The sequence below is a fragment of the Streptomyces sp. NPDC090127 genome (assembly GCF_044746945.1).
In the GTDB taxonomy this organism is placed as follows: Bacteria; Actinomycetota; Actinomycetes; order Streptomycetales; family Streptomycetaceae; genus Streptomyces.
On record NZ_JBIVDE010000002.1, the window covers coordinates 47,343 to 62,472 of the forward strand.

The 15,130-nt window shown below is 71.9% G+C and carries 9 protein-coding genes; 6 read left to right on the forward strand and 3 right to left on the reverse strand.

All coding sequences use genetic code 11. The annotated features are described in order from the left end of the window. The first annotated feature begins 415 nt into the window (after positions 1–415). The 4 genes from ACIPPS_RS05875 (at position 416) to ACIPPS_RS05890 (ending at position 6,819) form a co-directional block, all read left to right on the forward strand. Positions 416–2,641: an FG-GAP repeat domain-containing protein gene (locus tag ACIPPS_RS05875; RefSeq protein WP_401427340.1), complete on the forward strand. Its 2,226-nt coding sequence runs from the start codon at positions 416–418 to the stop codon at positions 2,639–2,641. 525 nt (positions 2,642–3,166) lie between these two features. Then, positions 3,167–3,610: a hypothetical protein gene (locus ACIPPS_RS05880; RefSeq protein ID WP_401427343.1), complete on the forward strand. Its 444-nt coding sequence runs from the start codon at positions 3,167–3,169 to the stop codon at positions 3,608–3,610. Between the two features lie 247 nt (positions 3,611–3,857). Further along, positions 3,858–5,375, forward strand: coding sequence for a SpoIIE family protein phosphatase (locus ACIPPS_RS05885; protein WP_401427345.1), 1,518 nt, complete (start codon positions 3,858–3,860; stop codon positions 5,373–5,375). A gap of 172 nt (positions 5,376–5,547) precedes the next feature. Then, positions 5,548–6,819 carry an APC family permease gene (locus tag ACIPPS_RS05890; protein ID WP_401427348.1) on the forward strand — a complete coding sequence of 424 codons (1,272 nt, stop codon included), beginning with the start codon at positions 5,548–5,550 and terminating at the stop codon, positions 6,817–6,819. A 264-nt stretch (positions 6,820–7,083) separates the two neighbouring features. Here ACIPPS_RS05890 and ACIPPS_RS05895 read toward each other — a convergent pair whose 3' ends face one another. After that, complete coding sequence (locus tag ACIPPS_RS05895; protein WP_401427351.1) at positions 7,084–7,506, reverse strand: DUF6223 family protein; 423 nt, start codon at positions 7,504–7,506, stop codon at positions 7,084–7,086. A gap of 196 nt (positions 7,507–7,702) precedes the next feature. On the opposite strand from ACIPPS_RS05895, the gene ACIPPS_RS05900 reads away from it, so the two are divergent. Beyond that, positions 7,703–8,830, forward strand: coding sequence for a sensor histidine kinase (locus ACIPPS_RS05900; RefSeq protein WP_401427354.1), 1,128 nt, complete (start codon positions 7,703–7,705; stop codon positions 8,828–8,830). After that, positions 8,827–9,495: a response regulator gene (locus tag ACIPPS_RS05905; RefSeq protein ID WP_401427357.1), complete on the forward strand. Its 669-nt coding sequence runs from the start codon at positions 8,827–8,829 to the stop codon at positions 9,493–9,495. Before ACIPPS_RS05900 ends, ACIPPS_RS05905 begins: the two co-directional genes overlap by 4 nt. A 607-nt stretch (positions 9,496–10,102) precedes the next feature. Here the strand turns inward: ACIPPS_RS05905 and ACIPPS_RS05910 are convergent. Continuing rightward, positions 10,103–13,057, reverse strand: a complete 2,955-nt coding sequence (locus ACIPPS_RS05910) for a hypothetical protein (RefSeq protein ID WP_401427360.1) — start codon at positions 13,055–13,057, stop codon at positions 10,103–10,105. Continuing rightward, positions 13,058–14,872, reverse strand: a complete 1,815-nt coding sequence (locus ACIPPS_RS05915; RefSeq protein WP_401429484.1) for an HSP90 family protein — start codon at positions 14,870–14,872, stop codon at positions 13,058–13,060. Positions 14,873–15,130: the final 258 nt, after the last annotated feature.

Below are 15,130 nucleotides of genomic sequence, written 5' to 3' on the forward strand. Positions count from 1 at the left end.
AAGTACACGTGGGCCTCGCGCAGGCGGTGCCGCTCGCGCAGAGCGGACACGTAGGCGGCGAGCTGGGCCGCGCTCGCCTCGCCGCGGGCGGCCGGAACGGCGAGGAGGTCCGTCTCTCCCCCCCCGCTACCGCTGCGCACTGTCGCGCGTCAGCACACCGCCGCAGGCATCGCATCGCGCTGCGATCCTCACGCCCTGGGTGATCACCCGACTCCTCGTCGTCGACCCCGCCCCGAACAACATGACGGCCCAGGATTGGGTTGCGGACGACCAGGCGGACCGGCGGCGTTCGTACGGGGTGGGGTGGGGCGGCGGTCGGACGGGGGCCGCCCGCGTACAACCATCGGTGTCGATCATGGGTCCAACCGAGGTGCGGCGACCGCCGCAGTCCGGTTGTTCTCGGGGGGAATCCACCGTGCAGTACCGTTCGTCCACCCGTCTTCTCGCCGCCGTCACCGCCGTCGTGGCCGTCACGGCCGGCACCGCGCTGACGGCCGTATCCGCGACCGCCGCCCCGGTGACCGCTGTCCAGGTGACCGCCCAGGCGGCCGACGTGGTCACGCTGCCCCACCCCACGGAGATAGTCAGCGCCGGTGCGACCGGCTACCTCACGCGCGTCGTGTACCCGTCCGGCACCGAGTACCGCTGGACCAACTACGTCGACGGCGCCACCAAGTCCCTGACCGCGCCCCGCACCAGCTTCATGGGCGCCCAGTCCGACATCGTCTTCTCCCGCAAGGACACGGAAGCCGTCTACTGGATCAACGACATGACCAGCAGCGACAGCTTCCGGTACGGCCTGTCCCACAACGACCAGCGCTACGCGCTCCGCGGCATCGCCGGCGAGACGCTGGTCATGTCGTACACCGACGAGGACACCGGTGTACTCGACGTGAACCTGCTGAGCCGGGCCTCCGGCACCACCACCATCCGCGACGTCACCGCCGTCCCCGCCAACGCCCGCATGGGCCGCGTCTGGGCAAGCACCCCCGGCGTCGCGCTCCTCCAGTACACCACCGGCACCGGTGCGGAACTGCGCACCTTCCTCGTGGCCGTGGACACCGCCACCGGCCAGGCGGTCGACGGTCCGCGCCAGACGCACTCCGAGCAGATGGGCGCCGACGCGTTCGTCTCCCGCACCCACTGGGCCTGGATCGAGCGCAGCAACACCCAGCGCGTCCAGCTGGTGACAGCCGTCCGGGGCGTCGACGCCCCTGAGGTCACCACGGACCTCGGCCAGGCCTCGACCCGGTCCGACGTCGACGTCAACCTGGTGGGCGACTGGGTGACCACCACCGAGCTCAACGGCCTTACCGCCCCCGTCACTTCGGCCCTCTTTCCGCTGACCGCCCGCTCCCTGGCCGACCCCCGGACCACGGTGAAGCTCCTCGACCACGTCTCCAGCACGGCCACCGCCCCCAACGGCGACCTCTACGCGCGCGGCGGCACGGTCGCCCAGGGCGAGGGCATCTACCACATCCTCCCCGGCGACAACGGCGTGCCGGTCGCCACCCTGGTGGCCAGCGTCGACGCCCCCACCGCGCTGGCCCTCACCTCCACTGACGTCCCGTCCACGGTCGACCTGGACAAGAACGGCGGCAAGGTCACGCTCCAGTGGCAGCTGTCCCGCGAGAACGCGGGCGGCAAGGTCACCCTGCGCCACGTCCGCACCGGCAAGTCCGTGGCGTTCCCGTTCGAGAACCAGGCCGGGGTCCGCCGCGAATGGCCGGGCACCCTGGCCGACGGCGCCCTCGCCCCCAACGGCGACTACACCTGGCAGCTCGACGCCAAGCCGCTCAACGGCATCGGCCCGGACCTGAAGAGGACGGGCACGTTCAAGGTGACCCGCAAGGCGGGCCTGCACGACTACGACGACAACGGCGCCCCTGACCTGCTGTCCCGCGACGCCTCCGGCCGCCTGTGGCGCGACGAGGTCAGGAAGACCTCGTCCTCCACCGATTACTGGTCGCTGGAGAGCAAGCTCATCGGCGCCGGGTGGAACGGCTACAACCAGATCGAGGCCGTCGGCAACGTCGCCGGTGCCCCCGCCCCTGACATGGTCGCGCGGGACGCCTCCGGCGTCCTCTGGCTGTACCTCGGCAAGGGCGACGGCACCTTCGCCGGCCGGACCAGGATCGGCGCCGGCTGGAACGGCTACAACACGATCACCGGTGGCAGCGACCTCAACGGCGACGGCTGGTCCGATCTGCTCGCCACGGACGCGTCCGGCGTCCTGTGGGCGTACCAGGGCACGGGCAGTTGGTCCGCGCCCTTCCGGGGCCGTACGAAGGTCGGCGGGGGCTGGGGCGGGATGAACCAGATCACCGCCGTCGGCGATGTCGCCGGTACGCCGCAGGGCGACCTCCTCGCCCGCGACACCGCAGGCGTCCTCTGGCTCTACCAGGGCGCGACCGGCTCCTCGTTCGCCACCCGGGTCAGGGTCGGCTCGGGCTGGGGCGCGTACGCTCACCTCGTCGGCATGGGCGACGTGGACCGCGACGGACGCAACGACCTGTTCGCCTACGGCAAGAGCGGCTCATTCGTCTACCGGGGCACGGGCGTCGCCGCGTCGCCCTTCGCCCCGCGCGAGTCCAGCTCCGTCTACCCGGCGACGCCGACTCCGCGCCACCCGATCGTCTGACATGTCCGGCCCGCCGGAGCGGACATCCGAAGTGCGGCGGGGCGGACCTGGATCGCGCAGGGGGTGCCGGCCCGGTTCCGCTCGGCAGGGTGCTCCTTTACCGAAGCACGGTAGGTACACGTCGGCACCGGTCGGATCTGTTGGGCCTGTTGGGCTTGTTGGGCTTGTTGGGCTTGTTGGGCCCAACAAATCCGACCGGGGCTGGGCGGGACCGGCTTCCTCCCGGCGCAGGAAGTCGGCCTGATCGAGGTGTGCGGCGAGGGGGAGGCGTGACTGTCGCGTGCGCCAACCGCCCCTGACATATGCCGGATTCTGCTACGGGGCGTACCGCGGATTCTGCATCGTGAAGCGGGCCCCGGCTGTCGGCGGCCGGCGGTGGCCACGGGGATGCGCGATGAGCTGGGAACGCGAGGGGTTCGAGACGCACGATGGCAGCATCGGGGTGCTGACGGCCGACGGCGGCGAGCCGAGGCCGGTCGTCCTCGACATGGGCAGCGGCAGCCAGTTCCACGAGTCGAGGTCGTGGTGGTTCTACGACGAACGGGGGCCCTGCGGCCGACGACGACGTCGATGCGCGGCCGCTGCGAGTGCGGCTGGCGCGGCGGGAACACGTACCCCATCGACTGGGAGCAGGTCCGGGACCACGGTCCGGACGGGTACGACACCGCCGCCCCGCAGGAGGACTGGAACGCCCACACGGACCAGGTCGCGCCCGTACGGTCGCCCTGCCTGTCGACCTTGCACGCCTCCTCCAGCAACTGCGCGCGCCTAAGCGAGCTGGTGAACGACGAGCCGCTCGCGGCACTCAGGACGGTCGGTGACCTCGAGGCCACCGCGGCCTGGGCCGGCCCGTACGCGACCCGGCGGATCATCGTGGCGGCCACCCCCGACTCGCGGGTGGCCGAGGCCCTCGGACCCACCGAGAAGGTTGCCCGCTCGCGCCTGGCCCGCTACGCGTTTCTGCACTGAGTGCTTGATCGCGGCGGGTGCGCGCCACCCGGACGCGCCTGCCCAGGGCAGACTTCCGGCGCCAGCCGCAGGGCGCGGTTCACCGCATCGCCCGAGTAGACGCTCTGCGCTTACCCCAGCGGGGTACCTCCGTTTGGGATGCACGCACGGGCGGAGTAGGAGGACGATGGGATGGCAGACACGGCGCCGGCCATCGTCCGCTCCGGCAGACGGCACTCTGCATCGGCGGCCGAAAGGAGCCTGAGGAATGGGAGCCACCGATCCCTCTCAGGACGATCCCGCAGCGTCGGGTGTGGTGCCGTCCGCGCCGGGTGGCCTGCTGGACGTGCTGAATGTGGCCGCTGTCCTCCTCGACGCCGAGGGCAAGGTCGACCTCTGGAGCCCGCAGGCGGAAATCCTCTTCGGCTACAGCGCCGAGGAGGCCCTCGGCCAGTACGCGGGTCAATTGCTGATCGACAAGGAGCACCGCGATACGGTGCTGGCGCTGTTCGACCAGGTCATGCAGGACGGTGAGAGCTGGGCCGGCGTCTTTCCCGTCCGGCACAAGGACGGCAGCACGCACCTGGTGGAGTTCCGCAACATGCGGCTGCAGGACGACCAGAGCGACTACTGGGCCCTGGGGCTGGCCACGGACCAGGCGATGCTGCGGCGGGTGGAACGGAACCTTGCCCTGTCCGCCCAGCTGGTGTCCCAGTCACCGATCGGACTCGCCATGCTGAACACCGACCTCCGCTACATCTCTGTGAATCCCGCGGAGGAACGGATGAACGGTGTGCCGGCAGCCGAGCATGTCGGCAGGCACGTCCACGAGGTGCTGCCATCCCTCGACGAGTCCTTCGCCGAAGCCATGCGGGCGGTCCTGGCCACCGGGACGCCGATCCTGGACCAGTACATCGTCGGCCGCACTGCGGCGGACCCGGACAACGACCACGCCTGGTCGATCTCGTTCTACCGACTGGAAGCCCCCAACGGGAAGGTGCTGGGCGTGGCGACCTCCAGCGTCGACGTCACCGACCGACACCGCGCCGTGGAGGAACAACGCCGCACCGCCCTCACCCTCCAGCGCAGCCTGCTGCCGCATCCCCCTCCCCAACGGCCTGGGCTCGACATCGCCTTCCGCTATCGCCCCGCTCAGGCCACGATCGAGATCGGTGGGGACTGGTTCGATGTCATCCCCCTGAACGGGGACAAGACAGCCCTCGTCGTCGGCGACGTGATGGGAAGCGGCGTCACCGCCGCAGCGGCCATGGGGCAGCTGCGCACGGCCACGAGGACGCTGGCCGATCTCGATCTGCCTCCCGACCAGGTCCTGCACCATCTCGACCACATCACGGACGGCCTCGGCACCATCGCGACCTGCGTCTACGCCGTCTTCGACCCCGGCGCGGCGCGGTGCCACATCTCCCTGGCCGGGCATCTGCCACCCGTGCTGCTCCACCCGGACGGTACCCGGGAGCTGCTCGACCTGCCGACGGGCGCACCTCTGGGCGGCTGCGGCATCCCCTTCGACACCACCTCCGTCGGCCTCGGGCCGGGCGACCAGCTCGTCCTGTACACCGACGGCCTCGTCGAAACCCGCGATCAGGCCATCGACGCCCGCCTGAACATTCTCCTCGACGTCCTCGACGACCCCCACCGATCGCTTGACGCCACGTGCGACCTGCTTCTGCGCACCCTTCGTAGCGAAGGCGACCACGACGACGTGGCCCTCCTGATCGCCCGCGCAAACAACGGACCGGCAAGCAGCGCGATCGGTGAGCACTGAAGTCGGTGTGGCGCAGGGTCAGTGACGGCGCGGGGCCGGGACACGACGTGCCGCCAACTCCACGGACCTGGGCCGACCTCTCCCGTACGTCCTTCGGCGTGTTTCCGCACTCACCTCGACATCTTGTTCCTATACGGTGCGCCGGTAGTTCTGGCGGAGTGTGGGGGAGGCGATGGGTGCGGTGGCGAGATCTGACGGCACGGGAACGTTGAAACGGCACCTGGGTGTGTTCGACGCCGTGGTGATCGGCCTGGGGTCGATGGTCGGGGCGGGAATCTTCGCCGCCCTGGCTCCGGCGGCCGACGCGGCCGGGTCGGGTCTGCTGCTCGGCCTGGCGCTGGCCGCTGTGGTGGCGTACTGCAACGCGACGTCCTCCGCACGCCTGGCCGCCCGGTACCCCGCCTCCGGAGGAACGTACGTCTACGGGCGCGAGCGGCTGGGCGAGTTCTGGGGCTACCTCGCCGGATGGGCGTTCGTGGTCGGGAAGACCGCCTCCTGCGCGGCCATGGCGCTGACCGTCGGCTCCTACGTGTGGCCCGGCCAGGCGCACGCCGTCGCGGTGGCGGCCGTGGTGGCGCTGACCGCCGTCAACTACGCCGGGGTGCACAAGTCCGCCTTGCTCACCCGCGTCATCGTCGCCGTGGTCCTGGCAGTGCTGACCGCCGTGGTGGTCGCCTCGGTGACCGCCGCCGACGCGGAGACCATCCGGCTCGGCATCGGTGACGACGCGACCTTCGGCGGGGTGCTCCAGGCGGCGGGTCTGCTGTTCTTCGCCTTCGCCGGCTACGCCCGCATTGCCACGCTCGGCGAGGAGGTCCGCGATCCTGCCCGCACCATCCCGCGGGCAGTCCCGCTCGCTCTCGGCATCGCGTTCGTCTTCTACGTCGCCGTGGCCGTTGCCGTCCTGGTCGTGCTGGGCCCGCAACGCCTGGCGGACGCCACCGCTCCGCTGGCGGACGCGGCACGGGTCGCGGGGGCGGACTGGCTGATACCGGTCGTACGGGCGGGTGCCGCGGTGGCCGCGCTCGGCTCGCTCCTCGCTCTGATCCTCGGAGTCTCGCGCACGACCCTGGCCATGGCCCGCGACCGGCACCTCCCGCACGTCCTGGCGGCCGTCCACCCGAGGTTCCAGGTGCCGCACCGCGCCGAACTCGTGGTCGGGGCCGTCGTGGCCGTACTCGCCGCGACCGCCGACGTGCGCGGGGCGATCGGCTTTTCCTCCTTCGGGGTGCTGGCCTACTACGCCGTCGCCAACGCCGCCGCCTGGACGCTCGCCCCGAGCGAGGGCCGACCGGCGAGGATCATCCCGGTCGCCGGGCTGGCCGGGTGCCTCGTTCTCGCCTTCGCCCTCCCGGCCTCTTCAGTGATCGCCGGTGCGGCGGTTCTGTCGGTAGGCGCCACTGCCTACGCGGTGCGTCGGGCGGTGATCGCTCGTAGGGCCTGACCTCCCTCACGGGCCGCCGTCACCGGGTGGGAGGGCCTCCTCGTCAACTCCTCGTCCGAGAGTGCCGGCACATCGTCGGCGAGCGGCGCCGGGTCGGCCAAGCGGCTGTTGCCGTGCAAGACGCCCGAACCAGTTGCCTCGCAAGGCTTGGCGGCGGCCCGAACCCCGATGCGCCGGGCATCGCCGCATGGTGACCAGAGCGGCTGACCAGGCCTCCGGTCGTACGTACCCTGACGCTACGTCGGCAGGGCGGGACCGCGCGGGTCAGCCGGTGCGGCGGGAGCGGGAGAGAGCCCGCCGGCCAAGCAGGGTGCCGATCAGCCCCAGAAGCAGGGCCACGTACGCGCCGCCCAGTCCGTTGCCCGTGCCGAGTCCGCCGTCGGCGGTGGCCGCGACCAGGGCGCCGAGGGCGATGGCGATCAGTCCCGCGACCACGGCCGCCGTGGCGCCGAGCCGCCCGTGGGCGATGCCGAGACGACCGGCGGGGCGGGTCATCGCGAGCACGGCGACGGCCACGGCGGCCAGCCCCAGCAGGCCGCCGGTGGTGGCGCCGAGCCGGCCGATGCTGAAGTCGGTGACGGTGGCGGCGAGAGGCTGGACGGCGGCGTGCGCTGCCGCTGGTGCGGCGAGACCGAGCCCGGCGAACGGGGCGGTCGCGGCGGCGGCGAACAGGCGACGAGCGGACATCAGATGGCTCCTTCTCTTCCCACGACTGGATGTGGTTCGAGCATCTCGGACAGGACAGGGCGGGTCGTCCAGCAGGCGCAGACACTTCGCGCTCCCACGGACGCGGCAGATGCCGCGGAGCTACTGCGTCCGTGGTAGTCGGCCGCTCGTCCGCGAGCGGGATTCGCTCGCGGCGGCCACGGGCTACGGTGCGCGCATGAACAGAGGACGGTTCCGCGTTCGGGCCGGTGTCAGGGACTGGCTGATCGCCGTAGGCGTGACGGCGGCGCTGCTGGTCACCGGTCTCTCCGGGCAGCGCTCCGCGACGGGCCTCGCCCTGCTCGGCTACGTGCTGTTGGCGGTCGGCGGCCTGGCGTTGGCCGCGGGCCGCCGGGCTCCGGTCGCCGTCCTCGCCGTCACCGGGCTCTGCGCGGTGGGCTACCAGGCGGTGGGGTTCGACGTGGCCGCCGTCGCGTTCCTCTTCGCGGTGTACGCGGCCATGCGGGCCGGACACCGCATCGTGACGGCGGCGGTGAGCGTGGCCGTCCTGGCCTCCCTCCCCCTCGCGGCCCTGATATCGGGCCTGCACGACACGGGCGAGGCGTTCGCGCAGGCCCGGGGCGCCCTCCAGATCGCCTGGCTCATCGCCGCCGGCGCCGCCGGTGAAGCCCTCCGGCAGGCCGAGCAGCGGGCCGACGAGGCCGAACGCACCCGCGAGGAGACCGCGCGGCGCCGCGCCGACGAGGAACGGCTGCACATCGCCCGGGAGTTGCACGATTCGCTCACCCATCAGATCTCGGTCATCAAGGTGCAGTCCGAGGCCGCCGTCCACGTGGCCCGCAAGCGCGGACAGCCGGTCCCCGAGGCCCTCCTGGCGATCCGTGAGGCCGGCCGGGAGGCGTCCCGGGAGCTTCGCGCCACTCTGGAGGCCCTGCGCGACGACGACACCGCCCCTCCACCGGGGCTCGACCACGTCCCGGAACTGGTGGAGCGGGCCGGCAGGACGGGCCTGGCGGCGACGCTGACGATCGAGGGGCAGCGGCACGACGTGCCCACCGCAGTGGGCAGGACCGCGTACCGGGTCGTTCAGGAATCGCTGACCAACATCGCCCGGCACGCGGACGCCGGCGCGGCATCGGTCCACATCGACTTCCGACCGGGCACCCTCGCGATCCGCATCGACGACGACGGCACAGCCGCGCCGGACAGTGCGCCGGAGCCCGGCATCGGGCTCCTGGGGATGCGCGAACGCGTCAACGCCCTCGGAGGACATCTCCAGGCCGCACCGCGACGCGAGGGCGGCTTCACCGTCCAGGCCGAACTACCCGTGGAACGAGCATCATGATCCGTGTCCTGCTGATCGACGACCAGCCGCTCATCCGGAGCGGGTTCCGGGCGTTCCTCGACCTCGAAGACGACATCGAGGTCGTGGCCGAGGCCGCCGACGGGCAGGAGGGCCTGGAGCTCGCCAGAGAGCATCTCCCCGACATCGCCCTCGTCGACATCCAGATGCCGGTCCTCGACGGCATCGAGACGACCAGGCGCATCGCGGCCGACCCGGTCCTCGACGGCGTCCACGTCGTCATCCTGACCAACTACGGCCTGGACGAACACGTCTTCAACGCCCTGCGCGCCGGCGCGGCCGGATTCCTCGTCAAGGACATCTTCCCGGAGGACTTCCTGCACGCCGTACGGGTGGCCGCGCGCGGCGACGCCCTCCTCGCCCCCTCGATCACACGCAGGCTGATCAACCGGTACGTCAGCCAGCCGCCCCCGGCCTCCCGCAGCACCGACAAGCCTCTGGAGGAGCTGACCGGCCGCGAACGCGAGGCCGTCGTCCTGGTCGCGCAGGGCCTGTCCAACGACGAGATCGCGGCACGCATGGTGATCAGCCCCCTGACCGCGAAGACCCACATCAACCGGGCCATGACCAAACTCCGGGCCCGCGACCGCGCCCAGCTCGTGGTCCTCGCCTACGAATCCGGCCTGGTGACGCCCCGCGACTCCTGACAACCGGCGGCGGCTGGGTCAAGGCCACGCCCGTGCTCGCGCGGACGAACGACACATGCGCGCCGCGTCACCGACCTCGTCACGCACCAGACGGACGTCACCACCGCATCCCTTGAGGCGGCACGGCCCACGGTCAGCCTCACGGCCCCGGCACACCGTCCCTTCCTGCGGGCCGTCCTACGCGTACGGGAGCTACGTGCGGCGGCGGCCCGGAAGGCGGGAGCATCACTCGTCCCCCGACCACGAACTCTCGCCGATCAGGTGCGGCGACGTACTGCTCCGAGAACTGGCGCGCCGAAGCCTTGCACAGCAACTGGAAGGTCTGCCGCCAGGATCCGGAGCCCGGCACCACCGACGTGCTGCGCGTGGCGGTGTACTCGGTCAAGCTGGACGAGTCCTGCTGACTCCCGTGCACCCGAGCAGCCGTGCGTCGCCGCGCGGAGGCCTGGCCTCGTCCTCCACCCCGCTACAACGACAGCATCGAGACGCGTCGATCCGATCAGCGTGACAACCCCGGTACCGCAATCACGCTCATCGCTTTCGACACTTCACCCCGTACGGACCGGGCCCCGTGGCTCGTCGGCTGTGGGGCCCGGTCGTGTGGTGGCTAGCGGGCCAGGTAGTCCTGCCGCAACGTGTCGAGGATGTGGGCCGGTTCGTCGAGGCCCGCCTTGCGGCAGCGGGCCGCGGCCGTGGTGAGGCGGGTGATGGCGTCGTTGACGCGGCCCAGGCCGTCGCCCTCGATCAGGGCGGCGATGCGGGTGGCCTCGGCGCGCGGGATCTCGCCGTGCTCCCCACCCTGTTCGTGGGCGGCGATCGCCGCCTCCGCCTCGGCCAGGGCGTCGGGGAAGCGTTCGGCCTCCGCGAGGACGCGGGCACGGCGGTAGTGGACGGAGCCGTCCTCGTACCAGCGGGCGAAGTCCTCGGTGTCCTGCGGTACAGCCGCCAGGACCTTGTCGGCCTGGGCCAGGTGGTCCAGTGCCGCGTCCACGCCGTCGGCTTGACGCGCCAGCATGGTGAGGCGGGCGAACTCGCCCATCATGGTGATGATCACAGGCGGATTCGGGGCCTCCGCGTGGGAGATGACGGCGCGGCTGTACGCAGAGGCCGCCGCGTCCCAGCGGTCGGCCATCGCCAGGGTGGTCGCGGCCTCCGCGGCGACGAGGGTGTGGACCTGACGGTCGTCCTCCCACGACGCCACGACGTCCGCGAGGCGCAGGAACTCCTCGGCCGCGGGCAGGTACTCCCCTAGCTCTCGCAGGCCGCGCGCCAGCGTCAGCCGCGCCTGGGCGACCATGCGGGCGTCGAGGGTCGACGTCGACTCGTCGGACAGCACGGACTCCAGTACGGCGACGGCGTCGGCCTGCTGACCGCTGCGCGCCAGCACGTCGGCGAGCTGGAGCCGGGCATCGGTGGCCTCGTCGTGCGCCCCGTCCTGATCGAACCGTGCGGCGGCCTCCGAGAGGAAGCGAACGGCGCCGCCGAAGTCGCCGAGGTGCGACACGGCGTGGCCGAGCATGGCGTACGTCGGGGCCATGGGGAAGTCCGCGTCGTCGTACCGGACCGCGTCGGCGATCGCCTGGTGCAGCAACTCCACTGCTTCGGCCTGCTCCTGCTTGGCCATCAGGAGCTGGGCGAGCAGGGCTCGGGAGCGGGAGCCGCGCCAGGGCCGTTCGGCGACCTGTAGGTCCTCGAGCGCCGCCCGCAGTTCCGTTTCGGCACGCACGAGGTCGCCCTGTCGGCCGGACAGATCCGCGACGTACTTCCGAGCGCTCGCCACCTGATGGGGGGCGCCGTGGTGCTCCGCCTGGGCCCGCAGCGTACGGGCGATCTCCTCGAACCGCTCCACAGCCGCTTCGGAGGGGTCAGGAAGCTGCCGTACGACGTCCTGGTAGGCAGCGTATGTGCAGGCGTTGAGCGCGGTGAGGTACGCGAGGACGCGGTCGTTGCCGACGTCGCTTCCGGGCACGGCCTCGCCCGGTCCGGCGGCCTCGTCCGTGAAGGGGGCGGTGGTTTTCAAGCACTCCGCCTCGCGCAGGGCCTCGTCGAGGCGTGCCCGGACCGTGTCCGCGTCCTTGCCGGCCTCCTCCGGGGTGGCCGCCCAGGCGAGGGCGCGCGTGCGGGCCGACATGCTGTGCCAGGGCATGCCGACGCTGTCGAACAGTTCGGCGGCGCGCTCCAGTTCGGCGACGCCCTCGTCCACGCGCTCCTTCTGTCCCAGTCTGGACGAGCGGTGCTCGGCGAGTTCCGCCCGCAGCCGGTTCTCCGGGCCGAGCCGGTCGTCGTGTGTGGCGGTGCCGTCGGCGAGGCGCTCGTCCACGCGGGTCCACAGGCGGGTCGCTCTGGGGTGTCCTTGACTCTCCAGGCGGCGTGCCTCGCGTACCAGTGCGACGAAGTCCTCGGGAAGGTCGACCTCGGCGGCCCTCGGTGCGGGCACCGCCACGGTGGCGGCGGTGGCGGACATGCGCAGGCCGAGCGGCAGGGGTGTGTCGACCAAGGGCGCCCGTGCGAGGCGCCGGCTGCGGAGGTCACCGACGGCGGTGGTGGCGTTGCGCCCGTCGAAGTCGGAGGCGAGCCGGTCGGCCTCTGAGCGGACGTGGGTGAGCAGTTCGCCCGCGGTCCAGCTCCGTCCCGGCGGGCCGGCGACGGTGGTGTCGGCGTGACCGTCGTCGACGAGACGGGCGATCAGCACCTCGACACCGGTGAGGAACCCCAGGCGGGCGAGCGGCGCGCCCGTCGCCTCGAACAGGGGGCGGTTCTCGGCGAGGATCTCCAGGCCTCGGCCCTCGTTGCGCGAGAGGGCACAGAACTCCAGGTGGAGCCCGACCTCGTCCTGCATGCCGGTGTGGCCTCGGACGCGGCGGTAACCGGTGAGGTGGTGGGAGCGGGCCTCGTCGGTGCGGCCGGTGCGCAGCAGGGGGAGCAGGGCGCGCGCCTGGCTCATCTGCGGCTCCTCGCTGCACTCCATGCCGCCCTCCAGGACCGGCCGCCAGGTGTCGAGGGCCTCGGCATCGTCGCCCGCGGTCACGTGGTGCCAGGCGAGGTGGCGGGTTTCGCATGCCTCGCAGTCGCTCAGATCGGTACGGGGCCGGGTGGCCCAGAGGTCGTACGCGTCGGCGACGCCGGTGCCCGTGTGGCAGGCGACGTGGTAACGCAGCGCTGCCACCGGCTGCAGGTCGTGATCGGCCTCCGCGTAGCGGGTGCGGGTCCGCTCGATCCAGCTGTTGACGGTGTCCAGTGGCACCTCGGGCACCTGCAGCAGCGACGTCGTCACCCACTTGAAGCGCCAGAAGACCTGGTGGGCCTCCCACTGGCTGAAGGATTCGGGCGTGGTGTCCCACAGCTTGAGCAGCCGGGCGAAGACCACGGGGGACTTGCGGTGTTCGCCCGTGGACTCGTACGCCGACATCAGTTCCAGCAGGGCCGTGACGAGCACGTCGGGCTTGTCGAAGGGCTCGGCCGCCTCGACGAGTTCCTCGGCGGTGACCGTGCGCCGCAGGCCGTGGGGGCGTTCGTGGTTCTCCCGCATCGCCTCGAGCACGGCCTCGGGGGTGTCCAGCATCTACAGTTCCTTCCGGGGCTCGGTGTCGGGGGCGTCCGTGCCGGGGTGGTGCATGGCGTGGGTGAGCAGGCCGAGGAAGGCCCTGTTGAGCAGGGCGCTCTCACTCGCTCTCAGGGGCCGGCGGCTGAGCAGCAGGGCCTGGCCGTAGAGGGCCTCGGCGGTGGTGACGGCCAGACCGCGCTCGGCGATGGTGATCGCCTGACGGACCAGTGGGTTGAGGTGGTTCAGGACGAGCTGGGCGCGCGGGGTCTCGTGCCGCAGCGAGCCGAGGATGTCGGCCCACAGGCCGTCGCTGTCGGCGGCCAGGCTCGACCTGGTCCGCTCGTGGCGCGCCTCCCGGTTGTCGAGGAGCAGGGCGGGGGCGGTCACGGGCTGGAAGTCGCGCAGGACGACGTCGCAGTCGTGGACGCCGATGGTCTCCCGCGCGACGGAGAGGAAGCCGGCGGCGCGCAGTTCGGCGGTCGGGTCCACGGCGTCGAGGTGGGCGGTGACGGTGGCCGGGTCCAGGTCGGTGACGGTCGTGCCGGGACGGATCTCGGGCAGCCGGTGCACGAGGTCACGGTCGTAGGTGTAGCCGCCGTTGACGACACCGAGTCCTGCGGCCGAGGCGATGGGGGCGACCTGTCGGAACTCCTCGACGCTCCGGGTCACCAGGAGGGTGGAGTGCGTCCGGGCGAACTCCTCCAGGGTGACGTTGCCGTCGGTGGTCTCGAACGGCAGCCACGGCAGCACGATGCGCAGCAGCTCGTCGTCGTACCGCGCCAGGGCCTTGACCGCGAGGTGGTGGGTGCTGATGAAGCGGTGCAACAGGGTCGGGTCGCTGGCGGCGAGACCGGTGAGCCAGTCACGGATCCGGTCGCCGAGGGCGTCCCGTACGGCGGACAGGGTGCCGTCCTCGTACAGCGACTCCCGGGACGCGGTGGGCCGCAGGCTCGTGGTGTCGACCACGCAGCGTACGAAGAACGCCCAGTCCGGGAGCAGTTCCGGCGCCTGGTCGGTGAGCAGCATGCCCTTGAGGTGCACCCGGTGCCCGGCCCGCTGGGCCGGGCTCACGGCGGTGGGCAGGACGTAGGCGACGCCGCGCAGACCGGCCGCGGGAAGGTCGAGCTCGATGGAGTCGAGCGGGGTGAAGTCGAAGAGGGTGCGGCAGTAGGCGGTCAGCGACTCGCGGCGGGCCAGCGGGGAACGGTGGGTCCGCTCCCATGGCGGCGTCTCGTTGACGCGGTGGCTCTCGCCGCGCGGTCCGACGACAGTGACCTCGTGTCGCAGCAGGCCGCCGTAGTGCCGGGCCAGGGTGACGACCTGCTCCGGTCTGGTCCACTCGGAGGTCCCCGCCCGCGGGACAAGCCGCACGGTGGTGCCGGGCTCGGGCACGGCGGAGGCCGGCAGGGTGCGGATGGTGTAGCGCCCGTCGCTGTGGCCTCGCCACTCGACGGCGGGCGCCGACGGATCGGTCGCGGACCTGCTGAGCACGGTGATCTCGTCGGCCACGACGAAGCAGGCCAGCAGGCCGATGCCGAACTGGCCGATGAACTCCCCGCGTGCGGCGTCGAGTCCGGCACCGTCGAGGGCGCCGTCGGAAGTGCGCTTGGAGCTGCGCCCGATGGTGGCGAGGAAGCGGTGCACGTCGGCCTCGGTCAGGCCGATGCCGGTGTCCGTGACGGTGAGGGTGTCACCGGTACGTACCGTGATGGACGCGGGTGCTCCGGGCGCGACGGCCTGGCGTGCGGTGATGGCGTCGACGGCGTTCTGCAGCAGCTCGCGAAGGTAGACGCGGGGGCTGGAGTAGAGGTGGTGGGACAGCAGGTCGACCATGCCTCGCAGGTCTACCTGGAAGGTGTGAGCGGTCTCGGTCTCGGTCTCGGAAGAGGACACCTGGCGACGTCTTTCGGTGGGTGCGCCCGCAGTGTGATCGGTGTGGGCGGCGTGTGGACGGGAGGAGACGGACGGGCGGGCTGGCGCGGGGGCCGGGGCAGGGGCGGACGAGGGGTGCGCGCGGTGCCGGTCTGAGGGTGCGCGGGGCTCAGCGGTTGGGTACGCGGCGGCTCAGCGTTCGTGTTCGGGGGGCTCAGC